The sequence below is a fragment of the Acinetobacter puyangensis genome, from assembly GCF_900096995.1.
GTDB lineage: Bacteria > Pseudomonadota > Gammaproteobacteria > Pseudomonadales > Moraxellaceae > Acinetobacter > Acinetobacter puyangensis.
Map to the genome: position 1 here is coordinate 282,195 of NZ_OANT01000005.1, position 18,552 is coordinate 300,746.

The following is an 18,552-nucleotide window of genomic DNA, read 5'->3' on the forward strand; positions in this document are numbered from 1 at the left end:
ATCCCTTAGAAGTCATAACTGATACGGCCATAGTAATAGGAACCATTGGCACCCTCTGGTGAGTTAAAGCTATATTTGGTTTTGCCGCCGTTAAAAGTCGATGGTAAATTTTCATCGGGATAACTGTCGAGTACATTGACGACGCCCAAATTAAATTTCAAACCTTTAATTAGACGTTGTGCGTTATACCCAACATCAATATCGGCAATCCATTGCGCACCATAAGTTTGATCTTGAGCAGGATTAGTGGCATTACGGCTGGTAAATTCACCATAACGACGTCCAGCCAAATTCAAGGTCCAATCATTAATATGCCAGTTGGCATTCAAAATAATTTTGTCTTTTGGAGAACCTTCTTCGATCAGGCCACGCGTTGACCGAGTAGCAATCGAGGTCGATGGAATAATATCGCCAGCAGCAGTAACAGCATCACGGGCAGCAGTGATTTCATTTTTATTTTTACCATAGCTTGCACTTAAATTTAACTGACCATAATCCTGTAAATCGACGCGATGCTTGGCAGTAAATTCAATACCGCGAGTACGTGTATCCAGCAAATTATTAAAAAATGCCACATTGGTAATGTTGGAATAAGGGGTGCCTGCAAAAGCATTGGTCACAACATCACCAATCAGGTTATCAGACAATAATACCCGGTTATCAATATCAATCTGATAAATATCAACTGTTGCAGAGGTATTCTGCGTGGGTTTCCAGACAAAGCCCAAAGAATAGTTGGTGGCTTCCTCCGGCTTTAAGTCAACTCCTCCCAGCAGTAAAGCGGCTTCACTACCCGGCAACACAGTACGTTGCTGTACATCGCCAATTGAACCATCCGCAAAAGTCGTAGTTTGGACACTAAATGCGGTATAGCCCAACTGTACCAATGACGGTGCGCGATAGCCGGTACTTGCGGTACTTCGGATTGTTAATTGCGGCAATATGTCATATTTTAATGATAATTTACCATTATAAGTTGAACCAAAATCAGAATAATCCTCGGCACGCAATGCTAAACCAGCATTCAGCTTTTCTGTAATATTAGCTTCAAAATCCAGATAAGCACCAATCACATTACGTTCAATACTGTGTTCATCTTGATCGGTAATACCGGCATAAATACCTGGTACTCCGACACCTGACACTTGGCTAGGGTTATAATAGGGACCACGGGTATAAGCGACCGGATCACCAGCAATTTGCTGATATTCTTCCCAGCGATATGCCACCCCTGCCGATACGGTTAATGGGCTTGCCAAATTTCCAACGGCAAAATCCCGACTATAATCGGCACCGGCATTGTATTGTGAAAAGATATTTTCACCGGTGAAATATTCCGATGGACCTTCGGAACCATAACTTGGGTTAATCCCATTTAAATTACGGGTACTATGATTATTACGGCCAAAATTGGCAAAAACATCAAATTTCCCTTCTTTTTGTGTTCCGGACTTATACCCTGCGGTAAGGTCAAAATCGTCAACGGTTACTTCACTGATTGGAATACGTCCATCGGGGTAACGTTCAAGATAATATTGTGAACGATTTAATAAGGCCGAGTTGTTCGGTAATTCGTAGAAATTCCGTCCGAATGTTACACGATGTCCATAAGTAGCAAAGCCATATAATGCATCAGTATCAGAAACAGGTAATTCTGCATTGACTGACACGTTATATTGATCTTTAATTTTGGGTGCACCAAATGACCAATCCCGATAAGGTGTAGTGTCATTATTATATTGAGGCGTCGCATACGGATTTGAATAGCCTGCATAAAAATTCCGGTTATCAATATTGGTATTATCTGCATAGCCACGATCACCTGCATTAAATGCGACAGTTAAAAAGCCATCATTCGGCAAAGCAAATCCCTTCCAGCCATTAATGGCATTTTGCTCACCGTCACCTCGTCTATATTCTCCATAACTATAAGAAATACCACCGCCTTGATCTTCGGATTTCAGAATAATATTCACCACACCGGCAATCGCATCCGAACCATACTGTGCAGCTGCGCCATCACGTAAAATTTCCACCCGTTGAATGGCACTCACCGGAATCAAACTGATATCTACAACCGCAGCACCACGACCACCTGCATAACCCTGACGGGTAAAGTAGGCAGAGTTATGACGACGTTTGCCATTCACTAAAATCAGGGTTTGATCGGCTGCCAAACCACGCAAGGCAAAACTCGGAGGTGTTGCTGAGGCAAAACCACCACCTGGCGTGGTGGGCAAACTGGCTGATGCAGATAAACTGACCAAAGCACGTGCTAAATCTGCTGCGCCAGTCTGTAATAATTCTTCCTGACTAATTACATCGACTGGTGCAGGTGAATCCAAATGACTATTCACTGCACGACGTGACCCTGTGACCACCACAGTCGATAAAGTAATCGCATCCTCGTCACTGGCCACAGTGGTTTGTGTATCATTGGCTAAAGTGATCGCGCTGGACAAGGCACTTAGTACAAATACCGATGACGTCAAAACAGGCTTCTTGATAAATTTTTTAAGCATATTGCTTCCCCAATAAGATAGTCTTTATCTATGAGCAAAGCCGATGCCAAAATAAATATTTATATTTTTTAATTACTTATTAAATAGCATTAAATTATTCTGTCGTTTATCAAACATTTTTTGGATAAATTGTCTGGAAACAGACTTTTTCAAAGCTAAAACTAAAATACACTTATATTTAAAAGACTTTTTCTTAGAACTTTTAATCATTAACTTATGCTTAAAAGTTATTTTAGTTATATATTGCTATCATTTATCAATGAGCCAGAATAAAAAAAGACCGTATAGCAATGCCATACAGCCTTTTTCTCAATTCTTTTTCAACACAGCCCCATTCTTTAAACCTCACTCAGCTGATTTTCCTGATAGGAATTGTAAAGCTGATAATAATTACCCTGTTGCTGCATCAATGTTTGATGCGAACCTTCTTCAATCACTGCACCATTGTGTATAACAGCAATTTTGTCTGCCTCTTTAATGGTACTTAAACGATGTGCAATGATGATACAGGTCCGATTTTTACATAAGCGCCGCAGTGCAAATTGAATTTTTTGCTCGGTATAAATATCAATTGCCGATGTCGCTTCATCAAGAATCAAAATTTTGGGATTCGCTAAATAAGCACGGACCAGACAAATTAACTGGCGTTGGCCATGGCTGAGATTTACACCCAGCGTCCCCACTTCGGTAAGATAGCCCTGAGGCAATTGCTGTAAAATTTCATCAGCACCGAGCTCCTCAATTGCCTGAATTAATTCCTGATCGCTCGCATCAGGACGAATCAGCCGCAGATTGTCCAGTACTGTGCCGGTAAATAACACATTATCCTGTAATACAATACTGATCTGCTGTCTTAATGAAGCTTGTGCAATATCTTTGATATCGTAACGATCAATCAGCACGCTGCCTTGTTGAGTATCATAAAACCGGGTAAGCAATTGTACGACAGTGCTTTTTCCATGCCCGGTCGGTCCGACAATTGCCACCACCTGCCCTGCAGCGATGTCCAGATTAAAATTCTGAAGGACCGGTTTGCTGGTATAGGCAAAATCAACATTTTGAAAGCGAATATCGCCACGAATCTTGTCTAAGTAGACCGCTTGATCTTTATCCTGAATCTCAGGTGCAGTGTCCAGTAATAGAAAAATACGCTGTGCACACGCTGTTCCATTGGCATAGCGTTCAAACAAATCGGTTAATTCTTGCAGTGGCGCCAAAAATAAGAACACATAAAAAATACTTTCGGCAAATTGCCCAATGGTAATTTCACCTGCACTATAACCATAACTGCCGACCACGATTAATCCGGCTGTCCCCAAAGTCGACAAGATGCCTGTAAATGGCGCAAACCAACTGGTCCGTATACTCCCATCAATAATGGCATGGTTAAAATCGTGTAATAATTGACGATAGCGTTGTTGATTTTTCTGCAAAAAATTTAATTGCTGAATGATTTTAACCCCATTCACCGTCTCAACCAGATGGGCAGTAAAGCGACTACGCTCTTCTGCAACTTTGGCCCAGCGTTTTTGCGAAATACGTTTAAAAATTACGGTGACCGTCAATAAAACCGGAATAATGGCAAACAATGTCCAAAAAAATGGTGGATAAATATGCCACAATAATACCGAAGCCAACGTACAGCGTAAAATCGCTGACAATAACTCTGGTGGCCCCTGTATCAATAACGGTTCTAAAGTATCAACATCGCGATCGGCACGGCTAATAATTCGTCCTGCTTTGGTCTTATCGAAATAGCCTATACTTAAAGATTGCACATGCAAAAAAATCTTTTGCCGCAAATGGTTAATGACTTTTACTGCGGTGATACCGGTAAGATATTTTGAGAATCCCGATAAACCAAAACGTAATATCCAGCTCAGTAACAAAATGATCAGCGCCAAAGCCAATACTGAATGATGCAATTGCACCGTATCTCCAGCAAAAGTAAACCCCGAATCTAGAATGAATCCGACTACCCATGGACGCACAAAGATGGTCAAAACCTGAAAGATTTCCACCACAATCACCGAGAGAATCAAATATTTGACCGGTGTAATCAATGGCAACAGTTTTTTAAACATGCCTCGATGAATCAAATTTTTGGATAATTTTTCTTCGATTTGTAAATCGGTCATTTTGATAGAATTGACATTTTTTACATTAGCATTCATGTAAGGCCCCTTGCTCCATCGTGACATGCCGGATAAATTTTTCCTGCTCAAAACCCATTAATTTGCGATAAAATTCACTGTTCTTAAGCAGTTCCTCATGTGTGCCCTGTGCAATCACTTCCCCATGATCAAGCACAATAATCCAGTCGGATAAGGCAATTGTGGTTTGCTTATTCGAGTTGATAACGATGGTTTTACTGGTACCTGTTTTGGCAGCAAGCACTGCATGTTGTTGAGAATCAAGTTGAACCAAGGCAGTATTCGATTCTGCTTGAGAAAGGTTTTTTAAGCGTTGCAAAACATTCTTTTCTGTCGTGGCATCCAGCGCACTGGTTGAATCATCCAACGCCAATATAGCAGAATCTTTTAAAATCGCTCGAGCTAAGGCAATCCTTTGTTTTTGCCCACCCGACAAAGTCACCCCTTTATCGCCAATCACGGTATCCAAACCGTGTTCCAGTCGTTCAATCAATTCACTGGCAGATGCCAGATATAAGGCATTTAGCATTTCCTGCTCGGTGGCATCGGGTTTGGAAATCCTTAAGTTTTCCGCCAATGTTCCTGAAAAGAAAAAGTTTTCTTGCGGAATGATTTGCACAGTATTACGCAATTGTTCCAGCTTTAAGGTTTGAGTATCCACCCAGCCCTGTGTATCAGAACCAATTAAAATACGTCCTTCAGTCGGATCAAAAAAACGATTGAGCAAGTTCATTAAAGTGGTTTTACCCGCTCCGGTTTTGCCCACAATCGTCACAATCTGTCCTGCTTTAAAGCTAAGGTTGATATTCTTTAAAATATATTGATCATTCCCAGCTGGCTTTAATGATACGTTTTGCAGTTTTATCTCCAGGCCTTGCTTTGGATCAATGCTAAAATCCTGTGTGCCATCGACAATCTGAGGTTGTACATCCAGCATTTGCCAAATCCGTGTTGCAGACGAACGAGCATCGGCAAAAATATGTAAGACCTGACCGATACTCTCGATCCTAAATACCAGCATATTGGCCATCAACAGGGACGCAACAAATTCACCGATCTGTAATTGCCGAATACTAATCAGATATGCCCCAAATGCCACTACCCAGACATAGGACAGGGCAATAATAATTTGTGGGATGGGTAAATACTTTGCAGCATAAGTAATAGCATTGACAGAATGTTGAATAAAATCCTGAATAAATGCATTAAATCGGTTGGATAATTTTTCTTCCAATGCGAATGCTTTAATCACCCGCACGCCATGAATACTTTCTGATAATGAATCACTAACTTTTTCATAAGCTTCACCAACCTGATTATCCAGTGTTACCATATGATTGGTCAGCTTGGCCAATACGGTTAAACCCAGCACAATAAACAGTACAGGCACCAATCCGAGCAAAGGATGGTACCAACACAATAACGATACGGTCACAATTAGCACCAGACTGGATTCAAACACCTGCCGCCAAAAATTAATCAGTGCCTCTTTTAATTTATCTGCATCACGTGTAGTCCGGGCAATCACCTCTCCCAAACCATGTTCCCAGTGCCATGCAATATCTAGGCGTTGAACCTGAATAAAAATCTTTTCCCTCAAAATAGTTAAAAGACCTTGTCCAATGATTAAAGAACTTAGCCCTGCAAAATACTGTACAACTGCCCGGATAATGGCAATCAGGGCCAATAGCATAAACCAGAACCATGGATTGCTGGGATCAGTGACCGGTTGGCTGAATAAGGTTGCTGGCTGACTATATTTTAAATGATCAATCGCCTGCCCCACTGAAAACTGCTGTAAAGCAATACCAATATTGGCAATAAGAAATAAAAAAGCGGTCAGGATAAATCGAAAAGGCATATAACGGTATAACGCCAAACTGCGTAATAACGGATAATTTGCCAATCGATTGTGAGCAAGCAGATTATCTTTTAATACATCAGTCTTGAGTGAACCGTTTTGTTGAGGATCGTCTCTTAGCATATCAATAAAACATCAAACAGAATAAGCAGCTAGTGCGATAAGCATGCCATCTTTTTAAAAATATTTTATGAATTAACTTGATGATTTTTAAATTATTTATTTTTAAATCATTTGCCTCATGTTGTATTTAAAGCATGCCAGACAACAACATGTTGTAATAACAACATTTTTTATGATAATCACAGCATATTTGCATAAATTTATATTTATGCATTATAAATCAATAAATTAACTTATGGCACTATTATTGCTCTACTCCTATATATTTTCATTCAGGATGTTGTTATGAGTACAGTAAGTCATTCCCAGCCCGTATCGACAGCGCAATCTAGCAATACAGCTCACACCTTATCAACCGTTTGGTATACTCGTTGTCCTGTACCTACAGGCCTTGGCATCGCGATTCAAAAAGGCTGGTTACAGCAAAAATTTGAACAAGATCAAATCGAAATTAAATCCCTTCGGGAATCCAATTCCAAAGAAGTGAGAAACTCTCACTTTAACCATAGCTTAGAAAATTCCGTACGCCATGGCGGCAGTATTCCCGCGATTTGGGCGTATTCCTCAGGTCAAAAAACCAAAGTGATTGGCTTATCCTGGGCCGATGAAGCACAACTCCTGCTTACACGTTTTGACGCCAACATTAAAACCGTAGCAGATCTCAAGGGCAAAAAATTTGGAATTCCCCTCAATCAGGATGCCCTGATTGACTTTTCCCGTGCCCAAGCCATTCGTGGTCTTGAAAACGCCTTAAAAACCGTTGATCTGACTGTTGCCGATGTACAATTGGTAGATACCTTACGTCAGGATATTATTCGCGCCCAAAATCAACAACTGCTTGATCAACAAAAAGATGGTAGTTTTTATGGTTCGCGTAATCCACTCAATGCCAGTGCCGAACTGGTGGCATTATTAACCGGTCAGGTTGATGCGATTTTTTTAAAGGGTGCACAAGCTGTACAAATTGCCAGTGATTTTGCCCTGCATACCATTATTGATATTGGTGCCCACCCCGATCCATTATTACGCTCGAATAATGGTACACCACGGACACTGACTGTTGATGAACATTTTTTAACGCATCATCCCAAGCAAGTCCAACATATTATTGAGTCTGTCGTGGATGCAGAACAATGGTCACACCAAAATCCGGCAGAAACACATCGATATTTGGCCAAGGAATGTCAAAGTACCGAACAATGGGTGCATGTGGCCTATGGTGAAGATGCACATTTAAAATTGAATACCAATTTTGATGAAACCTCTATCCATGCCTTACAGGATCTAAGTGATTTCCTTTATCGCTGGAAATTTATTCCCAATCCAATTGATGTCAAACAATGGCTAGCGCCTGAGAGTTATCAATCAATTCAGCAATAATTCACTAGCATATTTTGATAAAGCCAGTCTAAAATCGTTTTAGATTGGCTTTTAATCGCCGTTTAATTCCCGTAAAAATATCCACGGGAAAATACCTTTATCATGTCCATCACTAAAGCAGATTTGCGCGCCATAGCCTTGGTCAAATATGGCGGTTACCTGAACTGCCATATCATCCACCACTTGCTTGGCTTGCATACGTTTTGCCTTACAAAAACCACAAGGACAGATTTCACGTAAAGCTTGGTGACTTAAAGACAAAGAATGCTGATCTTGCCAAATAAAATTCACTCTGTGATGCTCAATATCCACTTGGATCTCTGGTCTAAGTTGCATGTATTCTACCTCGAATCTGAGTGAGGCTGATTCGGATCGCTTTACGTACTTCTGGATCGGCATCCTGTTCATGTCCCAGCAATAATTGTTCTGCTTGTTGCCCACCAATTTCACCGAGTGCCAGTGCAACCTCTTTACGTAAGTTACTCATAGGATGATTAAAATTATCTGCCAATCCTGACAAAGCATGCGATGATTTTAATAAGCCTAAACTTCGTACCACGGCAATACGAACCTGCCAATATACATCTGATAAGAGTTCAATCAACAATTGCTCTAATTGCAATACTTTTAATTTACCAATGGTCAAGGCTGCCTCTACCCGCAACTGCCAATCATCTGAAGTCAGGGAAGATTGCAATGCTGAAATGACCTGTGCAGTATTCTGTTTGCTGTAGGCTAAACCGCCCGTTGCAATCCGTCGTGTTTCGGCATCTGTATCATGCTGGGCAATCTGTGCCAGAATATCAACTGCATGCTGCTGCTGTAACCAGCTTAATGCGCTAACTGCCTCTCGTCTTACAGTAACCTCCTGATGTTGTGTATGTTGCTGAATTTGATGATACAACTCAACGGGTCGCAGTGGTTTTAACGCACGTAAAATTGCCACTTTCACATCTATATTATCCACAGCAAGATAAGGTGCTAATATGGCTGCTGATGCTGGATACTTTACTTCACTTAAACTTTGCGTTGCGGCATCTACGACTTCCCCTGCCTCATCTGTCAAAGCTGCTGCCAGAGCCTGTAAAGTTGCCTGATTTTCCCAACCTTCCAGTCGTTTTGCTGCTTCTTTTCTCACCAATACGGCAGGATCATATTGCAATGCATAATATAACCATGGCAATAATTCTTCTCTTTCCTCTTCTGCAATATTCATCAAAGCAATAAAACGAACTTTTTCATCTTTACTGTTCAATTGCCTAAGAAAATCTTGATCATCGTAATCAAGATCAGGAATTTCTGGGTATTGAATATTCATCATTTATCCTTCTGTCACCGCTTTTTTCGGAATCCCAAGTGGATTTAAACGGCTTAAATCCTCTTGAATTTCTTTTTTTAGTGCATGCATACAATGCTTTTTAATGTCAACAAATTCTGCTGTTGTCACCAGATCAATCTTTCGTGGTCGAGGAAAATTCAGTGCAATCTCCTCAATAATTCGTCCAGGACGATGGCTCATGATCAATACACGATCTGCAAGGAAAAGTGCCTCATCAATATCATGGGTCACAAATAATACTGTGGTTTGCACATCTTGCCAGATGTCCAGTAAAAGCTGTTGCATACGAATCCGAGTCTGGGCATCCAGCGCACCAAAAGGTTCATCCATCAACAACACTTTGGGTTGATTGACGAGAACCCGTGCGATCTCCACCCGTTGTTGCATACCGCCTGAAAGTTCAGCAGGAAATTTATGCTCAAAACCGGTTAAACCAACCAGTTGAATCATGCGTTGCGCCAATTGCAGCCGTTCTGTTTGCGCAATTCCTTTCATCTTTAAGCCAAATGCAATATTCTCAATCACACTTTTCCATGGAAATAAAGTATGCTGCTGAAACACCAGTCCCCGATCCGGATGTGGTTTTTGCACATTTTCACCATCCACGTGTAATGATCCCGAACTAAATTCCAGATGCCCAGCCAATGCACCCAGCAAAGTTGATTTACCACAACCAGAAGGTCCCAGCAAACAAACAAATTCACCGGCCTGAATATGCATACTCACCTGATCCAGAGCCTGAAATTTATTGCTGTCTTTACCCAGATGCAAAGACAAATGACGAATGTCAATTTCACCTTGTTGCTGTGTCATCAGGATTTCCTCAATTGATACCATGGGGTAAAATATTTTCCAATCCAGCGCACCAGACTACTGCTGAGCATGCCCAATGCCCCGATTAACAACATACCCACCACAATATTGCTATAATTCTGTAAGGTAAAAGATTCCCAAGTAAAATAACCAATGCCATGCTGACCCGAAATCATCTCTGCTGTGACCAGACAGAACCAACATGTCCCCATACCAATGGACAATCCAGTAATAATATTAGGTAATGCCCCTGGAATAATCACTTCACGAATAATGGCAAGATCTGATGCCCCCAGACTTCGTGCAGATGCCAATAATCTTGGATCAAGCGCACCGACACCATGCACGGTATTTAATAAAATCGGAAATAATGCACCGATAAAGGTGATATAGATCATTGATGCTTCAGACGATGGGAACATCAGAATGGCCAATGGAATCCATGCCACTGCCGGAATCGGTCTTAACACCTCTAAAGGCGGTAACAAAAAAGCTGCTGCCGATTTATATTGTCCAATGATTAAACCCAATCCCACCCCACAAACTGCCGCTAAGGCAAAGCCCATCAACACACGTGAAATACTCGATTTTAAATGTTGTATCGCAGTAGGCTGTTGAAAAAAATGTCCAAATGCAGACAAGACATCGATCGGCGTAGGAATATTGCTAAAATTAACTAAAACAAGATTTACCTTATAAAATGCCAGCAATTGCCATAGCAATAACCAGATCGCCAGTGAAGTAAAGGCAATCAGATACTGTTTTATGGCGATATTTTTGCCCACTTTATGCCATGGAAACTGCCATAACGACCTCACTTCAGTTGTTTTATTATCAATCACATGATTCATGCTGATTTACCTCATTGTTGGCAAATAGACGGCTTGCTTTTATAACAAACAATAAGCAAGCACTGGCTAGACAACGTGGTTATGCTTGTTTAACGTGTTGCAAAATGGCATTAAAATCAAAAACCTGACCACCCTGCGCTTTTGCCCATTTTTGCGCATCATCTTTGAGTAGAAACGCCTGAATTTGTCCTTGTTTATCTGTTGCATACCACGCCAGATTGGCTAGCAGCTTGATATTAGACTGGTAATCCTGACCATAGACCACACGAATACTTTTACCTTCATCTTGTAATGTCTTTAATGCCTGAAATGCATGTTCAGGTGTCGCATAACTGCGTACTTTTGCTTCATCTTTGACCCAGATTTGTGTTACCCGATTAAAGGTCTTAATCGGTTCACCGGTTAAAGCATCATTGGCGACCAAAGGCGATTTGCCATAATCCTTTAAAGCCTGAGCATAATCACGTCCAGATGCCTGAAACGCTTGCTTAATATATTGATCATCAATAAATTGCTCGGCGGTAAAACTGCCATCATTTTTACCTAGAATTTTCAAGGTATCGACTGCGGTCTGGGTTGCCTGACGATATTCAGGTTTCCATGTTAAATCCCGTGTCTGTAAACCTAAGGGTCCATGATATAAATACACCACCTCGGCAGGAATCCCTGTTTTTTCTGCAATTAGTTCGCTATATTTTTCTGGTTCTTTACGAATCAATTGATCAGCTTCAAGTGCAGCTTGTAGATAGGCCTTGGCAATCTCTGGATGTTTTTTAGCATAATCTTCTGCTGCTATTAAGCCATGAAAAGTCGCAGTTTTTGCCTGTGATCCATCATAAATTTTCTTGGCAATACCTTGATATGCAAATAATTCTCCAAACGGTACAAAATCGGCATGTGCAGCAATTTTGTTGCTTTTCAAGGCAGGGCCTGCCACTTCAGGTGCTTGGGCAATAATCTGTACATCTTTATTGGGATCCCAGCCTTGTGCCTGTATCGCTCTAAGCAATAAACCATGTGCAGTGGATGCAAAAGGTACAGAAATGGTCTGCCCTTTTAATTCAGACAAGGTATTGACCTTTGAATCAATTGGCACCACGATGGCATTGCCACTTCCTGTGATACTGCCAGATAATGGCGTTAAAAATACACTTTTTTTGCCAGCCTGTTTGAATGCAACAAAATTATTCACCGCAGGAAAATCAGCCATTGCGCCAAGATCCAGTCGCCCTGCCACCATTTCACTGGTCAAAGGTGCGCCTGAGGTAAAATTCTTCCATTGAATATCATATTTGACATTTTTATATTCACCGTCTTTAGGCAAATATTTATCCAATAAATTCAACTCACGGATCAGCAAGCCGCCTGTTGCACAATTGATCGTGGTATCTTGTGTGCCAATCGCAATACGCAGCGTTTCTGTTTTTGTTGTTTTACCAGAATCGCAGCCTGCGATACCACCTGCCACAAAAAAACCAATTAAACTATGCAATACAATCTTTTTAGTCACCAGATTTTTCATTTCAATGTTTCCTATTTTTTTAAGCTATTATTTCAACAAATACGGAATATTCACTTGGATGGCATCCGTAGGACAATCCTTCTCACACGGCATGCAGTACCAACACTCATCAAATTGCATAAATGCCTTTTGCGTGTTTGGATCAATCGCCAATAAATCCATCGGACAAACATCGACACACACCGTACAACCTTTATCTGCAATACATTTATCTTCATCCACCAAAACAGGTGCAACGGTACGATGATTGATTTCTTTAAAAATTAACGCCATGATTTAAACTCCGTCTTAGCCTGCAACTGTGTCTTTTTGAATACGCAATTGCTCGTATGAATGGGCTTCCTGTTCATTAATCGCTACCAAATACGGCTCAACAGATTTTTTAAAGCTCAACATATTGCCGTTTTCATCTTTTTTCAGATGAGCATGGCAAAACCAGTCTGCATTATTTTTATTTGGAAAATCAGCACGATAATGATACAACCCCCAACGGCTTTCTGTGCGAAATAACGAAGCACGTGCAGCCATCTCGGCGCAATCCCGAATCACCGCAACTTCTGCGGCACGCATTAATTCATGTGGATGAGTGGCAGAAATCTGGGCAATATCCTGCTTAATTTCATCAAAACGTCGCAAACCGATTTCCATCTTTTGTCGGGTTTTCGGTGGCTGTAAGTAATCATTGACAAAACGCCGCAACTTATATTCCACCTGTTCGGCAGGCAATCCTTCCTGCCGTGACAAAGGTGCATAAATACGTGCTTTTTCCTGTTCAATCTCTTGTTGATTCAGTTCCGTTTCCAATACATCAGCCACGTAATGTGCTGCATTCACACCAGCAAACCAGCCATAGGTAAACGCTCCCAGCATATAGTTATGCGGTACAGCCGCCATATCGCCTGCGCTATAAAGCCCCTTGATCGAAGTTTCGGCTTTTTCATTGACCCAGACCCCCGATGCACTATGCCCACTACAAAAACCAATCTCAGAGATATGCATTTCCACCATATCATGCCGATAATTTGTCCCACGTCCTTCATGGAATCGACCACGACTTGGGCGTTCGTTGGTATGTAGAATCTCTTCAATGGTTTGAATGGTTTCTTCTGCCAAATGATCAACTTTTAAAAAGACTGGGCCATGACCGCTTTCCAATTCTTGATAAAATTCCCACATCATTTGTCCGCTCCAGTAATCACACTCGATAAAGCGTTCACCTTTACTGTTTGCAGTATAGCCACCTAATGGTCCTGTCACATAGGCACAGGCTGGGCCGTTATAATCCTTAATCAATGGATTAATTTGAAAACATTCAAGATTGGAAAGTTCTGCACCTGCATGATAGGCCATGGCATAGCCATCACCAGCATTGGTTGGATTTTCATAGGTTCCCATCAAATAGCCTGATGCCGGCAAACCCAAACGTCCTGCTGCCCCACAACATAAAATGGCAGCTTTGGTTTTAATCACATAAAAATCACCCGTACGACAATCAAAACCAAGCACGCCATTAATCGCACCCTGATCACTTTTCAATAATTTAGTGGTGACAATACGATTATTGATTTTCACCTGCGCACGCTTTAACTGGCGATACAGCACTTTTTTTACATCGTGCCCTTCGGGCATGGGTAACACATATGCCCCCATATGATGAACTTTCTTAACAGCAAATTCGCCTGTTTCATCTTTTTCAAATTTAATGCCCCATTCATCTAATTGTTGAATGGTTTTAAAACTATGCTTGGCATAAGCATAAATCGTGGTTTGATTGACCACGCCATCATTGGCGATGGTAATTTCCTTGGTATATTGTTCTGGTGTCGCATAACCAGGAATAACCGCATTATTTAATCCATCCATGCCCATGGAAATTGCGCCACTACGTTTTACATTGGCCTTTTCAATCAATAGTACACTTAAATGAGGATTTTCTTTTTTGGCTTTAATCGCAGCCATGGGTCCTGCTGTACCACCACCAATGACGACGATGTCATATTCCAGATATTTGGTTTCAGGCTGAATCGTAGAATGCTGAATTTCCATATTGTTCTCCATAAATGCAAAACTAGTCATCAATAAAAACTAGCGATAAATACGCAATTGGTATTGGAAACTTTCACCCGAGAAATACAGATATTCATAATCCAGCGGATTATGCTGTGCATCGTGCGTCAATCTTTCGACACGTAGAATCGGTGTATGCAAATCAATGGAAAGTAATTGTGCCAATTCATCATCTGCGGTAATGGCATCAATATTCAGGTCGGCATATCCCAAAGGAATTTGTAAATCTTCTTCAAGCGATTTAAAAATATCGGTAATACGTAAATCGACCTGCTGTTCAAATAATTTTTTACCAATATGTTCAGGTAAATAGGTTAATTCATAAGATACAGGTTCATTGTTGAGCAAACGAACTCGTTTAATTTCTGTCACTTCACTATTCACAGATATTTTCAGTTTTGCAGCGACTTGTAAGGGGGCAGCAATAAACTTGACCGACAACACCTCATTCACAATATGATGTCCAGAATGTGCCATAGCTTCAGCAAAACCCTGCAACTGACTAATATTTTGATAAGCCTTTGGTTTACTGACAAAAGTACCTTTACCATGTACTTTAAAAACTACACCCTCCTGTGACAATTTGTGCAAGGCTTGTCGTACGGTAATCCGACTGACCTTAAATTGTTCAGATAATTCATGTTCAGAGGGTAATTGACTCAAAGGTGGATATTTTCCACTATGAATTTGCAGCAACAACTGTTCTTTAATTTGATCATATAAAGGCAGCTGGCTATTGGATTTGCTCGCTTGATCGGTCATATCTACCAACTTGTTATAACAACTTGAAGAAATACTATTCAAATATATTTAAATTCAGAAATAATTTATTCTGATATATTTAGCTAAAACAATGAATAACATCTATTGTTTAAGTTTTTTATATATAAATCAAAAACTTATTAATTTTCAATTTTCAGATATAAGACAATTTTCCAGAGAGTATAATTGCGTATAGAAAATAAATTAAAACCATTCATCTAAATTTCAATTTAAATGATGCCATTTCAACACTATTTTCGATAGATTGCTGAATAACCAGCATTTTCGTTCACCAATTCAACACAATTAGGGCTAACATACTGATTTAATATATTTTTTATAATTGGCACCTTTTCTGCTCATTGTTGACTCTAGTTAAAAAAATTTAATTTACTTAAAAACTGGAGCAACAATGTACAAACTCAATAAAATCAACCAGAGCATATTGCTAGTCATTTGGGGAATAGGTTATGCGACACTTTCTTCTGCACAGGAGACTGTGACAGAGCAGACAAATCCTGTCCAACAACCGATTGCGATCAGTCCAAGCGCTGAAAGCAATGAGGCAGAAACGGTGCCCTTACTTTCTTCCGTAATTGTGACAGGTTCACGCACACGTGAAAATCGTACGGTCGCCAGTAGCCCAACACCGATTGATGTCATTTCTAATGACAATATTAAACAGGCCAATCAACGTAATTTATTGGAAGCTCTCAATAACACCCTCCCTTCATTTAACGTACCGACTTTGCCAGGCTACGGTATCAATTCGACGGTTAAAGCAGGTCAATTACGTGGCTTAAACAGTAGCCATACCTTGGTTCTGGTCAATGGCAAGCGACGTCACTCTACAGCCCGTCTTGGTGCAGGAGGATTCACTGCATCGGCACCCGTCGATCTCGGTTTGATTCCTACAGGCTCAATTGAACGAATTGAAGTGTTACGTGATGGTGCAGCGGCAATTTATGGTTCGGATGCCATTGCCGGTGTGATTAATATCATCACCAAAAAAGATGATCATGGTGGTGAAGTATCAGCCAAATATGGTGGTTATACCGAAGGTGATGGTACGCTACAACAATATATTGCAGGCGCAGGATTTAAACTCGGTGATGAAGGCCATGTGTATATATCGGCACAATACGACAAACAAGGTGCTGCATTTAGAGATAGCCCGGTACCTGGCCATATTCAGTATTATTTCCCGATTGATGCCAATGGCAATGAAGTTGCACCGGGAGGTTCGCCTTCATTTGGCCCGACTTTGCCACCCGGCGCCACACCTAATCCGAAAGAAGCAGGTGTAGACCGAAATAATACTGTGTTTGGCGCATCAGGTGGGGTTCCAGAATCCGAACTGGCGTCATTGACTGTCGATCTCTCTTATCCGCTCAGCGACAAAACCGAACTGTATGCATTTGCCAGTTATGCAGACCGTGAAACCCGCTCTCCTCAACATTTTCGTTTTCCCTCTAGAGATATTGTGGTCAGGGCATTATGGCCGGACGGCTTTACCCCTTATACAGGTGTCGATGAAGAAGACTACTCATTACAATTAGGTGTAAAAGGTACAGATTTGGCCGGTTGGGACTGGGACTTTAGTACCGTGTATGGTGCAGATAATATTGATGCCTATCAATATAGCTCCAATAGCCCAAGTTTTGGACTGGACAGTAAAAAAGACTTTTATACAGGGAGTTATAAATATAATTCCTGGGTCAATAACTTTGATCTAAAGCGTTCTTTTGAACAAGGTCTTTTAGGCTGGTTAACCGATGTTTCACTCGGTGCAGAATATCGCCGTGAAGGGTATAAACGAACTGCTGGCGAATTACAATCATGGGCCTATGGTCCAGATGTTGATCCAGAAAAATTTGCCAATGGCGAATATGGCTATGTGTTAGATGGACCCAATAAAGGCACTCTGATTTCAATTAGTGATGCAGGTTCTCAAGCCGATACCGGAATTCGCCCGGAAGATACTGCCGATGATTCCCGTAATAGCTATGCCTTATATGCCGGATTATCGGTCTACCCTACCGAAAAATTGATTATTGATACAGGATTACGCTTTGAAGATTATAGTGATTTTGGCGATATTGTGACGGGCCGTGTATCCAGCCGTTATGATTTTACGCCCAAAATTGCTTTGCGTGGTACAGTCAGTACCGGTTTTCAGGCACCTGCCCTTGCTGCTCAAGGCTATAAGGCAACAGGTGTAACTGTATCTGAAACCAACCGGACTTTAGCAGTAAACTCTGCCGCTGCTCAGGCACTTGGCGCAGAATCCTTAAAACCGGAAGAATCTAAAAACTATTCTTTAGGTTTTGTGTTTAGACCGTTAAGAAATTTGAATATCGCACTGGATGCCTATCAAATTGATGTTAAGGATCGAATCTCGGCCTTAAGTACCATTCGTGCCTCTAATCTGGAAACTGATGCACAAAAAGCTGCATTCTCAAGTTTTGTGCAATCTGTTGATCCATCTTTTGGTCCAAATGACGGAATTGATTATTTTATTAATGCCGGAAAAACCAAAACCAAAGGGTTAGACTTAACCATTGAATATCTATTAAGCACAGATCGTTATGGTTCTTTTCTATTCACAGCTGCTGGAAACTGGAATAAAACCGAACTGGTGAGCAGAGCTGCTACCCCTGCGGCATTGACTGCTTTTGGATTTAGCTCAGATTTAACCTATAATGCATCATCTATTGCCAACCTTGAATATCTATCACCACGGTTTAAAGGCATTGTCGGCTTAAACTGGCATCTGGAAAAATGGAGTGCCGGATTGACTGCAACACGATTTGGCGAAATCCGACGCAGTACCAGTGTCAACGTGGATGGAGTATCAACACCAAAAGTCTTTAATGCCGGAAATCTATGGTTAGTCGATGCACAGGTGGGTTATAAATTTACCGATCAGTTGAGTCTAACCCTCAACGGGAACAATATTTTTGATCAAAAACCACGTAAACTACCCGCCAATACCGTGTCTGGTCCCGGTTTATTATGGCCATTTCAAAGCTATAGTTATTTAAACAATAGCCCGATTAATGCAGCAGGCAGCTTTTATTCTGCGGCATTAAATTATAAATGGTAAGCCTGTTTATATGTTCTAAATTTTAGAAACGAAAAAAATCCCTAGATCATGCT

General features: G+C 41.0%; 12 protein-coding genes and 1 pseudogene. 2 read left to right on the top strand and 11 right to left on the bottom strand.

Features of this window, described 5'->3' with window-relative positions; translation table 11 throughout:
* Positions 1 to 5: 5 nt before the first annotated feature.
* The 3 genes from CRO21_RS11585 to CRO21_RS11595 form a co-directional block, all read right to left on the bottom strand.
* Positions 6 to 2,522, bottom strand: a complete 2,517-nt coding sequence (locus CRO21_RS11585) for a TonB-dependent receptor plug domain-containing protein (RefSeq protein WP_097079465.1) — start codon at positions 2,520 to 2,522, stop codon at positions 6 to 8.
* A gap of 338 nt (positions 2,523 to 2,860) precedes the next feature.
* Positions 2,861 to 4,696 carry an ABC transporter ATP-binding protein gene (locus tag CRO21_RS11590; protein WP_097079466.1) on the bottom strand — a complete coding sequence of 612 codons (1,836 nt, stop codon included), beginning with the start codon at positions 4,694 to 4,696 and terminating at the stop codon, positions 2,861 to 2,863.
* Positions 4,686 to 6,536: an ABC transporter ATP-binding protein gene (locus CRO21_RS11595; RefSeq protein ID WP_228150431.1), complete on the bottom strand. Its 1,851-nt coding sequence runs from the start codon at positions 6,534 to 6,536 to the stop codon at positions 4,686 to 4,688. The genes CRO21_RS11590 and CRO21_RS11595 overlap by 11 nt, the downstream gene beginning before the upstream one ends.
* Before the next feature lie 408 nt (positions 6,537 to 6,944).
* Here CRO21_RS11595 and CRO21_RS11600 point away from each other — a divergent pair, with 408 nt between their 5' ends.
* The gene (locus CRO21_RS11600; protein ID WP_141398133.1) at positions 6,945 to 8,039 is read left to right on the top strand and encodes an ABC transporter substrate-binding protein; all 1,095 of its coding nucleotides are present in this window, start codon (positions 6,945 to 6,947) and stop codon (positions 8,037 to 8,039) included.
* 51 nt (positions 8,040 to 8,090) lie between these two features.
* Here the strand turns inward: CRO21_RS11600 and CRO21_RS11605 are convergent, their stop codons facing one another.
* The 8 genes and pseudogenes from CRO21_RS11605 to CRO21_RS11640 form a co-directional block, all read right to left on the bottom strand.
* Positions 8,091 to 8,375, bottom strand: a complete 285-nt coding sequence (locus tag CRO21_RS11605; protein WP_097079468.1) for a gamma-butyrobetaine hydroxylase-like domain-containing protein — start codon at positions 8,373 to 8,375, stop codon at positions 8,091 to 8,093.
* A complete protein-coding gene (locus CRO21_RS11610) occupies positions 8,365 to 9,357 on the bottom strand; it encodes a HEAT repeat domain-containing protein (protein ID WP_097079469.1) in 993 nt (330 codons plus the stop codon). The genes CRO21_RS11605 and CRO21_RS11610 overlap by 11 nt, the downstream gene beginning before the upstream one ends.
* Before the next feature lie 3 nt (positions 9,358 to 9,360).
* Entirely contained in the window at positions 9,361 to 10,191 is an 831-nt protein-coding gene (locus CRO21_RS11615) for an ABC transporter ATP-binding protein (RefSeq protein WP_097079470.1), read from the bottom strand.
* A pseudogene (locus CRO21_RS11620) lies at positions 10,191 to 10,958 on the bottom strand (ABC transporter permease); the annotation flags it as partial. The pseudogene CRO21_RS11620 and the gene CRO21_RS11615, both read right to left, overlap by 1 nt.
* A 163-nt stretch (positions 10,959 to 11,121) precedes the next feature.
* A complete protein-coding gene (locus tag CRO21_RS11625; RefSeq protein ID WP_097079472.1) occupies positions 11,122 to 12,564 on the bottom strand; it encodes an ABC transporter substrate-binding protein in 1,443 nt (480 codons plus the stop codon).
* Between the two features lie 27 nt (positions 12,565 to 12,591).
* A complete protein-coding gene (locus CRO21_RS11630) occupies positions 12,592 to 12,837 on the bottom strand; it encodes a 4Fe-4S dicluster domain-containing protein (RefSeq protein ID WP_097079473.1) in 246 nt (81 codons plus the stop codon).
* A 15-nt stretch (positions 12,838 to 12,852) separates the two neighbouring features.
* Positions 12,853 to 14,610 (bottom strand): fumarate reductase/succinate dehydrogenase flavoprotein subunit, encoded by a 1,758-nt coding sequence (locus CRO21_RS11635; protein WP_097079474.1) that lies wholly within the window; start codon positions 14,608 to 14,610, stop codon positions 12,853 to 12,855.
* A gap of 39 nt (positions 14,611 to 14,649) precedes the next feature.
* A complete protein-coding gene (locus CRO21_RS11640; RefSeq protein ID WP_097079475.1) occupies positions 14,650 to 15,393 on the bottom strand; it encodes a GntR family transcriptional regulator in 744 nt (247 codons plus the stop codon).
* Between the two features lie 412 nt (positions 15,394 to 15,805).
* Between CRO21_RS11640 and CRO21_RS11645 the strand changes: the two genes are divergently transcribed.
* Positions 15,806 to 18,499: a TonB-dependent receptor plug domain-containing protein gene (locus CRO21_RS11645; RefSeq protein WP_097079476.1), complete on the top strand. Its 2,694-nt coding sequence runs from the start codon at positions 15,806 to 15,808 to the stop codon at positions 18,497 to 18,499.
* Positions 18,500 to 18,552 lie beyond the last annotated feature (53 nt).

Bases quoted from the DNA above. Each gene is read 5' to 3' on its own strand.
- CRO21_RS11595 (WP_228150431.1), bottom strand. From the start codon at position 6,536: ATGCCTTTTCGATTTATCCTGACCGCTTTTTTATTTCTTATTGCCAAT.
- CRO21_RS11615 (WP_097079470.1), bottom strand. From the start codon at position 10,191: ATGACACAGCAACAAGGTGAAATTGACATTCGTCATTTGTCTTTGCAT.
- CRO21_RS11610 (WP_097079469.1), bottom strand. From the start codon at position 9,357: ATGAATATTCAATACCCAGAAATTCCTGATCTTGATTACGATGATCAA.
- CRO21_RS11645 (WP_097079476.1), top strand. From the start codon at position 15,806: ATGTACAAACTCAATAAAATCAACCAGAGCATATTGCTAGTCATTTGG.
- CRO21_RS11600 (WP_141398133.1), top strand. From the start codon at position 6,945: ATGAGTACAGTAAGTCATTCCCAGCCCGTATCGACAGCGCAATCTAGC.
- CRO21_RS11605 (WP_097079468.1), bottom strand. From the start codon at position 8,375: ATGCAACTTAGACCAGAGATCCAAGTGGATATTGAGCATCACAGAGTG.
- CRO21_RS11640 (WP_097079475.1), bottom strand. From the start codon at position 15,393: ATGACCGATCAAGCGAGCAAATCCAATAGCCAGCTGCCTTTATATGAT.
- CRO21_RS11630 (WP_097079473.1), bottom strand. From the start codon at position 12,837: ATGGCGTTAATTTTTAAAGAAATCAATCATCGTACCGTTGCACCTGTT.
- CRO21_RS11625 (WP_097079472.1), bottom strand. From the start codon at position 12,564: ATGAAAAATCTGGTGACTAAAAAGATTGTATTGCATAGTTTAATTGGT.
- CRO21_RS11590 (WP_097079466.1), bottom strand. From the start codon at position 4,696: ATGAATGCTAATGTAAAAAATGTCAATTCTATCAAAATGACCGATTTA.
- CRO21_RS11585 (WP_097079465.1), bottom strand. From the start codon at position 2,522: ATGCTTAAAAAATTTATCAAGAAGCCTGTTTTGACGTCATCGGTATTT.
- CRO21_RS11635 (WP_097079474.1), bottom strand. From the start codon at position 14,610: ATGGAAATTCAGCATTCTACGATTCAGCCTGAAACCAAATATCTGGAA.